Below are 12,936 nucleotides of genomic sequence, written 5' to 3'. Positions count from 1 at the left end.
GAAGGGGAGACGGATGAAGGACATCCTGCAAGAGCTCGAGCATCGCCGCGAGGAAGCGCGGCTGGGCGGTGGCCAAAAGCGGATCGACGCGCAGCATGCCAAGGGCAAACTGACGGCTCGGGAACGGATCGAGCTGTTGCTCGACGAAGGGTCCTTTGAAGAATACGACATGTTCGTTACCCATCGCTGCACCGATTTCGGGATGGAGAAATCCAAGCCGCGCGGCGATGGCGTCGTGACCGGCTGGGGCACGATCAACGGCCGCATGGTCTATGTCTTTTCACAAGACTTTACTGTTCTGGGCGGATCGGTCTCGGAAACCCACGCCGCCAAGATCTGCAAGATCATGGACATGGCGATGCAGAACGGTGCGCCCGTGATCGGCATCAACGACTCGGGCGGCGCGCGCATTCAGGAAGGCGTCTCGAGCCTTGCCGCCTATGGCGAGGTGTTCCAGCGCAACATCGAAGCCTCGGGCGTGGTGCCTCAGATCAGCATGATCATGGGCCCCTGCGCGGGCGGCGCGGTCTATTCCCCTGCCATGACCGACTTCATCTTCATGGTGAAGGACAGCTCCTACATGTTCGTGACCGGCCCGGACGTGGTGAAGACGGTGACCAACGAACAGGTCACGGCAGAGGAATTGGGCGGCGCCACCACCCATACCCGCAAGTCGAGCGTGGCCGATGCCGCCTTCGAGAACGATGTCGAGGCGCTGGCCGAGGTGCGGCGGTTGGTCGATTTCCTGCCGCTGTCGAACCGCGAAAAGCCGCCCGTCCGCCCCTTCTACGACAGCCCGGACCGGATCGAGGAAAGTCTCGACACGCTGATCCCCGACAACCCCAACAAGCCCTACGACATGAAGGAACTGATCCTGAAGGTCGCGGACGAGGGGGATTTCTACGAGATCCAGGAAGAATTCGCGAAAAACATCATCACCGGCTTCATCCGGCTGGAGGGGCAGACCGTGGGTGTGGTCGCCAACCAGCCGATGATGCTGGCGGGCGTTCTGGACATCGACAGCGCCCGCAAGGCGGCGCGGTTCGTGCGGTTCTGCGATTGTTTCGAGATCCCGCTGCTGACCTTTGTCGATGTTCCGGGGTTCCTGCCCGGCACGGGTCAGGAATACAACGGGGTCATCAAGCACGGCGCGAAACTGCTCTTTGCCTATGGGGAGGCGACGGTGCCGAAGGTGACGGTGATCACCCGCAAGGCCTATGGCGGGGCCTATGTGGTGATGTCGTCGAAACATCTGCGCGGCGATATCAACTACGCTTGGCCGACATCCGAGATCGCCGTGATGGGCGCAAAAGGCGCGGTCGAGATCATTCACCGCGGCGATCTGGCCGATGCGGAAAAGACGGCGGCCCATACCAAGGAATACGAGGATCGTTTCGCCAATCCCTTCGTCGCGGCCGAGCGCGGGTTCATCGACGAGGTGATCCAGCCGCGCTCCACCCGCAAGCGGGTCTGCCGGGCCTTTGCGCAGCTTCGGACCAAGCGCAAGCAGATGCCGTGGAAAAAGCACGACAACATTCCGTTGTGAGGGTGGGCAATTTGCCCACCTCACCGGGAATGGTGGGCAGATTGCCCACCCTACGGAGCCATGCATGACCGACCCCATCTTTCACATGATCACCGGTGGCCCCCGCCCCGTCGCGCCGTTTTCCCATGCGGTCGAGGCGGATGGCTGGGTTCTTTTGACCGGACAGATGCCCACAGACCCCGCCGCCCCTGACGCGCCGCTGCCCGACGGCGTGGTGGCGCAGACGCGGGCGGTGATGCGCAACCTCGAGATCGTGCTGAAGGGTGTGGGGCTAGACCTGTCCCACGTGGTGCAGATGCGCGCCTACCTGACGGAATTCGAACGCGACTACGCGGATTTCAACGAGACCTACCAAAGCTTCTTCCCCCCCGACCGCCGCCCGGCACGGACCACGGTGGGTGTCACGGCCTTGGCCGTGGGGGCCTTGGTCGAGATCGACTGCGTGGCGTGCCGCCCCGAGGGAGCGCGCCCGTGATGCTCCCCGCCCTTGGTCTTGTCGGAGCCTTGGCGCTTGGCCCTGCGGCCGCGCTGGCCGATCCTTGGCCTTTGGGCGAGGTGATGACCCCATCGGGCATGGCGGTGATGCTTGAGGCGCTGGTTTTCGAGGAAAACCCGTGGTCCGGCGAAAGCCTTGCGGTGGTGCGGCTTGTCGCGCCCAGCCTCGAGCGGGCGCTGAGCGACCCTTTCGCCCTGCGCGCGGACATGGATTGGGCCTGTGCGACATGGGGCCAGCCCGCCGCCGCTTCGGTCTCGATGACCCCCGATATCGTGGTGGTCGAGATGATGGCCGCGCCCGTCGAACGGGGCGCCCCCGACCCCGCCATCTTGCAGGTTTTCGAGCAATACAGGCTGGTTGGGCCTGACTGCATCTGGGAGCTTTTCTGATGTTTCCACAATATGTTGCGGAACGATCTCCAAGCGGACTCGGGTCTGATGCAGGCAGGCCACAACGCCGCACGGCGTGTGGAAAAGCCTGTGGAGAAAGTGCGTCGTGGGGTATCTTTGGAGACAGCCGAAACTTTGCGGCTGTACCTCTGGCCGTGTCCGACCTTGCGGAGGATCCGGCCCAATATGAAAGGAGAGCAGGATGGCACGCTTCATCCAAGCCCTTCTTGCCCTGGGCCTTGTGGCAGGCGTCGCAGCTTGCGCCTCTCCGGCGCCCGAGCAGGAAGAGATCATCTTCATCGAACCCGCACCGATCACCCACGATCCGGTGTCGAACAAATATCGCTGAAGGCACAGGACCCGGGCGGGCGACACCGCCTGCCCGGACCGCGCCCCGCGCAACAGGGGCGCAAGCATGATCAAGCATCGCGGATTTCCGGGCCGTTTCCCCGGCACCGACTACCAGTTCACGATCCGTCGCGCCAACAAGGACGGCGCGACCAAACTGATCGCCCGACAGCGCTATCCCGACCGAAAGCCCGCCGACCGACGCGCCGATGCCGCCTTCATGGAGGCGCTGTGGTTGTTTTTCGGGGACCAGCCGTTCGAGCGCGGTAATCTTGATGGGGGGCGGTTGTCGTGGCTGTTCGGCCGCGAGGTGATCCCCGCCGAAGATCCGTTCGATCCCGAAAGCTACGAGGCCCTTCTGGTGATCGACGAGGCGCGGGCACGCGCATCCTTCCCGGAAGCCTTCGAGGGCGACGGGTTCTGGGAGGATGGTTCGGCATGATCCTGCCAGCGACAGTCGAGGGTGCGCGGTTTCATGCGCATGTCAGGGGCGGCGTCGAAAACCGGCTTTCGCGACTCGGTTTCCATGCCAGTGTGTCTCTGTCGGCCCCTGTCCCCAATTCTCTGGCGGCCGATGACGACAAGACGTGTTACCCTTCCCCTTCGATGCGGTCGGCCAGCTTGCTGTGCCGACCGCCCTTTTCCTCCGACAGGATCGAACGGGGACCGACCCGCGCTATCGCGCCGCGGATTTTCATTGTATCCTGTGCGGCACGAGGCATATCGACAGGAGCAGACGCATCATGCGCGCCAACAAGACCACTTTCATCTCCGCAACCCTCTTTGCCGCGGCCATCGTGCTGTCGGGCTGTGTCAATTCGGACATCCAACGCGCCGGGATCGGCGCGGCGGCCGGTGGCCTTACCGCGGCGGCCTTTGACGGCAACATCGGCACAGGCGTCATCATCGGCGCGGCCGGCGGGGCGCTGTGCGACGACGCAGGCCTGTGCTGACCATCGTATAGATCCGACCCGCGGGCCGGACATCGCAACATCGAAACAAGGCCACCGGGGCAACAGACCCCCGGTGGCCTTTCTTGCGTCAGAACGGGGCAAAAGCCCCGCAAGGAAGGGACAGTGACCATGTTCAAGAAGCTCCTGATCGCCAACCGGGGCGAGATCGCCTGCCGCGTCATCAAGACTGCGCGCAAGATGGGCATCGCGACGGTCGCGGTCTATTCCGATGCCGACCGCGGCGCGCTGCACGTCAAGATGGCGGACGAGGCGATCCACATCGGCCCCCCACCCGCCTCCGAAAGCTATATCGTGATCGACAAGATCATGGCCGCGATCAAGGAAACCGGGGCAGAGGCGGTGCATCCGGGCTATGGCTTCCTGTCCGAGAACATGAAATTCGCCGAGGCGCTGGAAGCGGCGGGCGTCGCCTTCGTCGGGCCGCCCAGCCCCGCCATCGAGGCGATGGGCGACAAGATCACCTCCAAGAAAATCGCCGCCGAGGCAGGCGTTTCGACCGTTCCGGGCTTTATGGGCGTGATCGCGGATGCCGACGAAGCGGTGAAGATTTCCGCTGAGATCGGCTATCCGGTGATGATCAAGGCCAGTGCCGGCGGCGGCGGCAAGGGGATGCGGATCGCCTGGAACGAAACGGAGACCCGCGAAGGTTTCCAAGCATCGAAGAACGAGGCGAAATCCTCCTTCGGGGATGATCGTATCTTCATCGAGAAATTCGTCACCCAGCCGCGCCATATCGAGATCCAGGTTCTGGCCGACAAGCATGGCAATTGCGTCTACCTGGGCGAGCGGGAATGTTCGATCCAGCGCCGCAACCAGAAAGTGATCGAGGAAGCGCCCTCTCCCTTTCTCGATGCCGCGACGCGCAAGGCGATGGGCGAACAGGCCGTGGCCCTTGCGCAGGCGGTGGGCTATGCCAGCGCGGGCACGGTGGAATTCATCGTCGACGGGAACCGCAACTTCTATTTCCTCGAGATGAACACCCGGTTGCAGGTGGAACATCCCGTGACCGAACTGATCACCGGCGTCGATCTGGTCGAGCAGATGATCCGCGTTGCGGCGGGCGAAAAGCTGCCCTTTGCACAAGAGGACATCAAGTTGACTGGCTGGGCGATGGAAAGCCGGCTATATGCCGAGGATCCCTATCGCAACTTCCTGCCCTCCATCGGGCGGCTAACGCGCTATCGCCCACCGGTCGAGGTTCAGGCCGGGCCGCTGCACGCGACGGGCAAATGGCAGGGCGAGGCGCCGGTGGGTGAGACCGCCGTGCGCAACGACACCGGCGTTTTCGAAGGCGGCGAGATCAGCATGTTCTACGACCCGATGATCGCCAAGCTTTGCACCTGGGCTCCCGACCGCGCGGGCGCGATCGAGGCGATGCGCGTGGCGCTGGACGGGTTCGAGGTGGAAGGGATCGGCCACAACCTGCCCTTCCTCTCCGCCGTGATGGACCATGCGCGGTTCGCCAGTGGCAACATCACCACTGCCTTCATTGCGGAAGAATATCCCGAGGGGTTCCAAGGGGCCAGACTGGGCGACGAGGACATGGCGCGTGTGGCCGCTGCCGCCGCCGCGATGCACCGGGTGGCCGAAATTCGGCGCACGCGGCTTTCGGGGCGGATGGACAACCACGAGCGCCGTGTGGGCACCGATTGGATGGTGACCTTGCAAGGCGTGGATTTCCCGGTGGTCATCGCCGCCGATCATGACGGGTCGACCGTGACCTTTGCCGATGGGCGCGCGATGCGCGTGACATCGGACTGGACACCGGGCGACAGCCTTGCCCGCCTGATGGTCGATGGCAGCCCGCTGGTTCTTAAGGTCGGCAAGATTTCCGGCGGCTTCCGGATCCGGACGCGTGGTGCGGATCTGAAGGTGCATGTGCGCAGCCCGCGTCAAGCAGAGCTTGCCCGCCGCATGCCCGAGAAACTTCCGCCCGACACGTCCAAACTGCTGCTCTGCCCGATGCCGGGCTTGATCGTCCGCATCGATGTGGAGGTCGGACAGGAAGTTCAGGAAGGCCAAACGCTCTGCACCGTCGAGGCGATGAAGATGGAGAATATCCTGCGCGCCGAACGCAAGGGCGTGGTGGCCGCGATCAAATGCGGACCGGGCGACAGCCTGGCCGTGGACGAAGTCATCATGGAGTTCGAGTGACGCCGTGACCCGTGCCGTGCCGCATATCGACGATGCGATGGGGCCTTATTGCCCCATGCGCAGCTCTTCTTGCCGGAACGAGAAATTGTCGATGCCCCGGATGATCTCGCGCACGTCGCGGGGGCTGGGGCGGCGGAAACCCACGGCACCGTCCTTTTGCATGATGACGATGGAAAATCCACGCGGCCGCAAAGCCGTGCGGATCGCCGACTGGGCCGCGGGATCGGTATCCACGAGGATGACGACATCGCGTTCCAACAAGGGTGTGGGCCGGTCAGCCAGCAGCGACAGTTGTTCGGCGACGCGCGGGTCATTGGGGCTGTCGGCGAAGATGATGATCGGGCGCGCGACCCAAATGAAATCCTCGAGCGTCAGCAGCGTCGCGTCGCGCGGTTCCAGCGGATCAACGGCCTCCATCCCGGTCTCGCCCGCCTCGGCGGCGGCGATGGCGCGGGTATCGGCGTCGGTCTGTGCGGGGGTCTGGCCCGCTATGGTCAGGGATGCCGCAAGGGCAAGAAAGATCGGTCGCATTCATCCTCCGTTCCCTGTCGATATAGGCACTCGCCCCGGGAAAGCGAAGGATTTCGGACAGGTGCGACCGGCCCTGCCGCAAAGGCAGGGGCATAGTAGGCCGGGCCATGCGGCGCAGAGGCCGGACCAGCGCGACGAAGGTCGCCGGGGCGAGCCCCCGCGCCTGACAGGACAAGACAGAGGATCGACCGATGACGGACATCAATCTTGGCGATTGGCGCAACCTGGCCGCAGAGGAACTGCGCGGGAAAGACCCCGACAGCCTGACCTGGGAGACGCTGGAAGGCATCCGGGTCAAGCCGCTCTACACCGCAGCCGACACCGAGGGGCTGGGGCATATGGGCAGCCTGCCGGGCTTTGCGCCCTTCACGCGCGGGGTGAAGGCGACGATGTATGCAGGGCGCCCCTGGACGATCCGGCAATATGCCGGGTTTTCAACGGCAGAGGAAAGTAACGCCTTTTACCGCAAGGCGCTGGCGGCCGGCCAACAGGGTGTTTCGGTCGCCTTCGATCTGGCCACCCATCGCGGCTATGACAGCGATCACCCGAGGGTCGAGGGCGACGTGGGCAAGGCCGGTGTCGCCATCGACAGCGTCGAGGACATGAAGATCCTGTTCGACGGCATCCCGCTCGACAAGGTGTCGGTCTCGATGACGATGAACGGCGCGGTGATCCCGGTTCTGGCCAATTTCATCGTCACGGGCGAGGAACAGGGGCATGACCGCCGGGTGCTGTCGGGGACCATCCAGAACGACATCCTCAAGGAGTTCATGGTCCGCAACACCTATATCTACCCGCCAGAGCCGAGCATGCGGATCATCTCGGACATCATCGCCTATACCTCGGACAACATGCCGAAATTCAACTCGATCTCGATCTCCGGCTATCACATGCAGGAGGCGGGCGCGAACCTGGTGCAGGAACTGGCCTATACGCTGGCTGACGGGCGCGAATATGTCCGCGCGGCGGTGGCGGCCGGCATGGATGTGGACAAATTCGCGGGGCGGCTGTCGTTCTTTTTCGCCATCGGCATGAATTTCTTCATGGAAATCGCCAAACTGCGGGCGGCGCGCACGCTGTGGCACCGGGTCATGACGGAATTCGGCGCGCAGGACGACCGCTCCAAGATGCTGCGCACGCATTGCCAGACCTCGGGCGTGTCGTTGCAGGAACAAGACCCCTATAACAACGTCATCCGCACCGCCTACGAGGCGATGAGCGCGGTTCTGGGCGGTACGCAATCGCTGCATACAAATGCGCTCGATGAGGCCATCGCTTTGCCAACCGAGTTTTCGGCCCGCATTGCCCGCAACACGCAGCTGATCTTGCAGGAAGAAACCGGGGTGACCAAGGTGGTCGATCCGCTGGCGGGTTCCTACTACGTCGAGGCCTTGACCGGCGACCTGATCGAACAGGCCTGGGCGCTGATGCAAGAGGTCGAGGAGATGGGCGGCATGACCAAGGCCGTAGCCACCGGCATGCCCAAGCTCCGCATCGAGGAATCGGCCGCGCGGCGTCAGGCGATGATCGACCGCGGCGAAGAGGTGATCGTTGGCGTCAACAAGTACCGCAAGCAGGTCGAGGACCCGATCGACATCCTCGACATCGACAACATGAAGGTGCGCGACAGCCAGATTGCGCGGCTCGAGCGTGTGCGCGCGAGCCGCGACGAGGTCGCCTGCCAAAACGCGCTGGCCGAATTGGAACGGCGCGCGAAGGAGGGTGGTAATCTGCTCGACGCCGCGGTCGACGCCGCGCGCGCGCGGGCCAGCGTGGGGGAAATCAGCATGGCGATGGAAAAGGTGTTCGGCCGCCACCGGGCCGAGGTCAAGACGCTGGCCGGCGTCTATGGCGCGGCCTACGATGGCGATGCGGGCTTTGCCGCAATCCAGGCCGACGTGGAGAAATTCGCCGAGGAAGAGGGCCGCCGCCCCCGGATGCTGGTTGTGAAGATGGGGCAGGATGGGCACGACAGGGGCGCAAAGGTGATCGCCACCGCCTTTGCCGACATCGGGTTCGACGTCGATGTCGGCCCGCTTTTCCAAACGCCCGAGGAAGCGGCTCAGGATGCCATCGACAACGATGTCCATGTCATCGGCATCTCGTCCCAGGCGGCGGGTCACAAGACACTGGCACCCAAGCTGATCGAGACGCTGAAGGCACAGGGTGCGGGCGATATCCTTGTCATCTGCGGCGGCGTGATCCCGCAGCAGGATTACGAGTTCCTGAAGGCGGCTGGGGTCAAGGCGATCTTCGGGCCGGGTACGAACATCCCCGATGCAGCCAAAGATATCCTGTCGCTGATCCGGGCGGCGCGCGCGGCGTAAGGGGGGCCAAGACCGCTTTTTTTCGTGAGGAAAACTGCGGTTCTCGCAACCTGACAACGCGCGTTTTCCGCGTCGTCACGAACTGCACCCCTTGCCCGGTGGTCGCGCGTGGCGCATCTAGGATCCAGCAACAGGAGAGTGCATGGCCCTGCCCGTCCGACAGCAAGTGACCTATTGGGGCATCGCCACGGCGGTGTTCCTGTTCCTGCTTTGGGCACTGGGCAATGTGATCCTGCCCTTTCTGGTCGGCGCGGCCATCGCCTATTTCCTTGATCCCGTGGCCGATCGTCTGGAGCGGTTGGGCCTGAGCCGGGTTCTGGCGACAGTCCTGATCTTTGTCGTCATGCTGGGTGTTGTGACCGTCGCGCTGTTGGTGATCGTTCCGTTGCTTATCCAGCAGAGCAACGACCTGATCCAATCCGCGCCCGACCTGTTCAACCAGCTGCGCACTTGGCTGACCGAGCGCTTTCCGCAGATCATGGACAACGGCTCTCCGCTGCGCCAGTCGCTGGCCTCTATCGGCGAAACGATCCAGGCGCGCGGGGGCGAATTGCTCCAGCAGGTGCTGACCTCGGCGGCGGGGGTGGTCAACGTGCTGGTGTTTCTGGTGGTCGTGCCGGTCGTCGCCTTCTACATGCTGCTCGATTGGGACCGGCTGGTGGCGCGCATTGACGACCTTTTGCCGCGCGATCATGCCCAGACGATCCGGATGCTGGCCGGGCAGGTCGACCGGACGCTGGCCAGTTTTATCCGGGGCCAAGGCACTGTCTGCCTGATCTTGGGCACCTTCTACGCGGTCGCACTGATGGTGGTGGGGCTACAATTCGGGCTGGTGGTTGGGCTGGTTGCGGGGCTTTTGACCTTCATTCCCTATGTCGGCGCGCTGGTCGGCGGGGCACTGTCGGTCGGGCTGGCGCTGTTCCAGTTCTGGGGTGACTGGTGGTTGATCGTGGCGGTCGCCGCGATCTTTCAGGTCGGTCAGATGGTTGAGGGCAATATCCTGACCCCCAAGCTGGTCGGCAGTTCGGTCGGTCTGCACCCGGTCTGGCTGATCTTTGCGCTATCGGCCTTCGGCACGCTTTTCGGCTTCGTCGGAATGCTGGTGGCGGTGCCCGTCGCCGCAGCCATCGGCGTTCTGGTGCGCTTTGCCATCGAGCAATACAAGGGCGGCCTGCTCTACCGGGGCCTTGAGGGCCGGGCGCGCGAAGGCGACGAGGACGACGCCTGATGCCACGTCAACTGGTGCTCGATCTGCCGTTCCGGGCAGCGATGGGGCGCGCCGATTTCTTTGTCTGCGAGAGCAATGCCGCCGCCGTGGTGGGGCTTGACGGCTGGAACGGCTGGCCGGGGGGCAAGATGCTTCTGATCGGCCCCGCGGGATCGGGCAAGACGCATCTGGCCCATGTCTTCGCCGCCCAGACGGGCGCGCGCATCTTGTCCGCCGCGGACCTGCCGGGAATGGATGTCGCCGCCTTGGCCGAGGGGGAGGCACTGGTGGTCGAGGATGCCGACCGCATCGCGGGCAGGCCCGAGGCCGAAGAAGCGCTGTTTCACCTGCACAACGCCTGCGCCGACCGGCGCGTGGCGCTTTTGGTGACCGCGGCGACACCGCCCGCGCGCTGGGGCATGACGCTGCCCGATCTGGCCAGCCGCATGCAGCAAGCGGGACAACTGACCCTGTCGCCGCCCGATGACGCGCTGATGGCCGCTGTCTTGGTAAAGCTGTCTGCCGACCGGCAATTAGCCCTGACGCCTGCGCTGGTCGCGCATATCCTGCCCCGTATCGAACGCTCGCTCGACTACGTGCAACGTTTCGTGGCAGCGCTCGATGCCGAGGCATTGGCCGCAAAGCAAAAGCCCGGGCTTCGGCACGTCAAGACGGTGATCGCACGTCTGGCGGCGTGATCCGATCGCCTCTCGACGCCACCTTGCCCCCGTCGCATCATGGGGCGCACGCGTCACGCAACCGTCACAGAACCGCACTAGGCCCAAGCGCATGAGTTTCGCCGATTTTCTGACCGCCCCCCTGCCCGAGCCCGTGACCCTGCCCGAGGCGCAGATCACGGGGCCGCAGCGGTTCTTCAACCGGGAATTGAGCTGGCTTGCCTTCAACTGGCGCGTGCTGGAAGAGGCGGGGAACCCCCGTGTGCCGCTTCTGGAACGGGTGCGGTTCGTGTCGATCTCGGCGGGCAATCTGGATGAATTCTACACGGTACGCGTCGCGGGCCTGCGCGAACTGGCGCAGGAGGGGAACATGACCCCTGCCGCCGATGGCCGCACGCCGGCCGAACAACTCAAGCTGATCAATGCCGATGCGCGCCGCCTGATGCAGCACCAGCAGGCGGCGTGGAACGCACTCAAAGCCGAGATGGAAACCCACGGGCTGAGCGTGGTCAGCCAGTCCAAGCTGACGGCGGCGGATCGCAAGCATCTGGAAGAGGCGTTCTTTGCCCGCGTGTTCCCGGTCCTGTCGCCACTGGCGATCGACCCCGCGCATCCCTTTCCCTTCATCCCGAACGAGGGGATCGCGCTGGCGCTGCAATTGACGCGGGATCGGGACGGGCGCGTTCTACAGGCGCTACTGCCCATTCCCGGCCAGATCGACCGCTTCATCCGCCTTCCCGCGCCAGACGGGCAGATGCGGTTCCTGCCGCTCGAGGACCTGTTGCGCTTGCATATCGGGGCGCTTTTCCCCGGCTACAAGTTGACCGGATCCTGCCTGTTCCGCGTGCTGCGCGACAGCGATCTGGAGGTCGAGGAAGAGGCCGAGGATCTCGTGCGGGAATTCGAAACCGCGCTCAAGCGCCGCCGCCGGGGCGAGGTGGTGCGGCTTCAGATCAGCGCGGGCGCGCCTGCCGACCTGAAGGCCGAGATCGTGCACCAGCTGCACGTCAAGGATACCGAGATTGTCGAGGTCAAAGGCATGATCGGGCTTGTCCGTCTCAAGGAACTGGTAGTGGACGACCGCCCCGATCTGATGTGGCCAAGCTTTACCCCGCGCGTGCCTGAGCGGGTACAGGATCATGACGGCGACATGTTCGCTGCGATCCGGCAAAAGGACATGCTGCTGCATCATCCCTATGAGACCTTCGACATGGTGATCCGCTTTCTGAGCCAAGCGGCGCGGGACCCCAATGTCGTGGCGATCAAGCAGACGCTCTATCGCACGTCCAATGAATCCCCCATCGTCGACGCGCTGTGCGAAGCGGCGGAAAACGGGAAATCGGTCACGGCGCTGGTGGAATTGAAAGCCCGCTTCGACGAGGCGGCCAACATCCGCCAATCCCGCAAACTGGAGCGCGCGGGCGCGCACGTGATCTACGGTTTCATCAACTACAAGACACATGCCAAGATCAGCACCGTGGTCCGCCGCGAGGGCGACCGCTTGGTCACCTACACCCACTTCGGGACCGGCAATTACCATCCCATCACCGCGCGCATCTACACCGACCTCAGCCTGTTCACCTGCGATGACGCCCTTGGGCGGGATGCCACCAAGGTGTTCAACTATGTCGGCGGCTATGCCGAGCCGGAGCGGCTGGAAAACCTTGCGATCTCGCCGCTATCGCTGAAATCCACGATCCTTGACGGGCTTCAGGCCGAAATCGACCATGCCACGGCAGGCCAACCCGCCATGGTCTGGGTCAAGATGAATTCGGTGATCGACGCCGATGTGATCGATGCGCTCTATGCCGCAAGCCGTGCCGGCGTTCGGGTCGATCTTGTGGTGCGCGGCATCTGCGGCCTGCGCCCGGGAGTGAAAGGCCTGTCCGAGAATATCCGCGTCAAATCCATCGTCGGCCGCTTCCTCGAACATTCACGGATCATCTGTTTTGGCAATGGCCACGGCCTGCCGTCGAAAAAGGCGCGCGTCTACATCAGTTCGGCGGATTGGATGGGGCGTAACCTGAACCGGCGGGTGGAAACGCTGGTCGAATGCCGCAACCCCACCGTCAAGGCCCAGATCGTGAGCCAGATCATGGCCGCCAATCTGGCCGATGTGGCGCAGAGCTGGGTCTTGCAGCCCGATGGCAGTTTCCTGCGACCCGATCTTGCGGCGATCGAGAACCCGTTTTCCTGCCACCGCTTCTTCATGGAAAACCCCTCGCTCTCGGGGCGGGGGTCGGCCGGGGCCAAGGATGTGCCCGACCTGACGCACAGTCACGACTGA

General features: G+C 64.0%; 12 protein-coding genes. 11 read left to right on the top strand and 1 reads right to left on the bottom strand.

Annotated features, from left to right (window positions below):
- Nucleotides 1-13 precede the first annotated feature (13 nt).
- From QQK63_RS02465 to QQK63_RS02435, 7 genes are all read left to right on the top strand, one after another.
- Complete coding sequence (locus tag QQK63_RS02465; protein ID WP_277826652.1) at nt 14-1,546, top strand: acyl-CoA carboxylase subunit beta; 1,533 nt, start codon at nt 14-16, stop codon at nt 1,544-1,546.
- 64 nt (nt 1,547-1,610) lie between these two features.
- Complete coding sequence (locus QQK63_RS02460) at nt 1,611-2,021, top strand: RidA family protein (RefSeq protein ID WP_277826650.1); 411 nt, start codon at nt 1,611-1,613, stop codon at nt 2,019-2,021.
- Nucleotides 2,021-2,431: a DUF6497 family protein gene (locus QQK63_RS02455; protein ID WP_277827790.1), complete on the top strand. Its 411-nt coding sequence runs from the start codon at nt 2,021-2,023 to the stop codon at nt 2,429-2,431. The genes QQK63_RS02460 and QQK63_RS02455 overlap by 1 nt, the downstream gene beginning before the upstream one ends.
- A gap of 202 nt (nt 2,432-2,633) precedes the next feature.
- Complete coding sequence (locus tag QQK63_RS02450; protein ID WP_277826648.1) at nt 2,634-2,780, top strand: hypothetical protein; 147 nt, start codon at nt 2,634-2,636, stop codon at nt 2,778-2,780.
- 66 nt (nt 2,781-2,846) lie between these two features.
- Nucleotides 2,847-3,221: a hypothetical protein gene (locus tag QQK63_RS02445; RefSeq protein ID WP_277826645.1), complete on the top strand. Its 375-nt coding sequence runs from the start codon at nt 2,847-2,849 to the stop codon at nt 3,219-3,221.
- A gap of 301 nt (nt 3,222-3,522) precedes the next feature.
- Nucleotides 3,523-3,732 (top strand): hypothetical protein, encoded by a 210-nt coding sequence (locus QQK63_RS02440; protein WP_277826643.1) that lies wholly within the window; start codon nt 3,523-3,525, stop codon nt 3,730-3,732.
- A 129-nt stretch (nt 3,733-3,861) separates the two neighbouring features.
- Nucleotides 3,862-5,907 carry an acetyl-CoA carboxylase biotin carboxylase subunit gene (locus QQK63_RS02435; protein WP_277826641.1) on the top strand — a complete coding sequence of 682 codons (2,046 nt, stop codon included), beginning with the start codon at nt 3,862-3,864 and terminating at the stop codon, nt 5,905-5,907.
- Between the two features lie 45 nt (nt 5,908-5,952).
- On the opposite strand, the gene QQK63_RS02430 is transcribed toward QQK63_RS02435, so the two are convergent.
- Nucleotides 5,953-6,438 carry a DUF4174 domain-containing protein gene (locus QQK63_RS02430; protein WP_277826639.1) on the bottom strand — a complete coding sequence of 162 codons (486 nt, stop codon included), beginning with the start codon at nt 6,436-6,438 and terminating at the stop codon, nt 5,953-5,955.
- Nucleotides 6,439-6,629: 191 nt separating this feature from the next.
- On the opposite strand from QQK63_RS02430, the gene scpA reads away from it, so the two are divergent.
- The 4 genes from scpA to QQK63_RS02410 all read left to right on the top strand — a co-directional run bounded on the left by scpA (nt 6,630) and on the right by QQK63_RS02410 (nt 12,936).
- Entirely contained in the window at nt 6,630-8,765 is a 2,136-nt protein-coding gene (gene scpA / locus QQK63_RS02425) for a methylmalonyl-CoA mutase (protein ID WP_277826637.1), read from the top strand.
- Between the two features lie 142 nt (nt 8,766-8,907).
- On the top strand, nt 8,908-9,993 hold the full coding sequence (locus QQK63_RS02420) for an AI-2E family transporter (protein WP_277826635.1): 1,086 nt from the start codon (nt 8,908-8,910) through the stop codon (nt 9,991-9,993).
- Complete coding sequence (locus QQK63_RS02415; protein WP_277826633.1) at nt 9,993-10,670, top strand: P-loop NTPase family protein; 678 nt, start codon at nt 9,993-9,995, stop codon at nt 10,668-10,670. Before QQK63_RS02420 ends, QQK63_RS02415 begins: the two co-directional genes overlap by 1 nt.
- 91 nt (nt 10,671-10,761) lie before the next feature.
- Nucleotides 10,762-12,936 carry an RNA degradosome polyphosphate kinase gene (locus QQK63_RS02410; RefSeq protein ID WP_277826631.1) on the top strand — a complete coding sequence of 725 codons (2,175 nt, stop codon included), beginning with the start codon at nt 10,762-10,764 and terminating at the stop codon, nt 12,934-12,936.

The organism is Roseicyclus marinus, from assembly GCF_030163795.1.
Lineage (GTDB): Bacteria > Pseudomonadota > Alphaproteobacteria > Rhodobacterales > Rhodobacteraceae > Roseicyclus > Roseicyclus marinus.
Note: the sequence above shows the minus strand (reverse complement) of the source record. Positions and strands in the feature narration are given on the sequence as shown.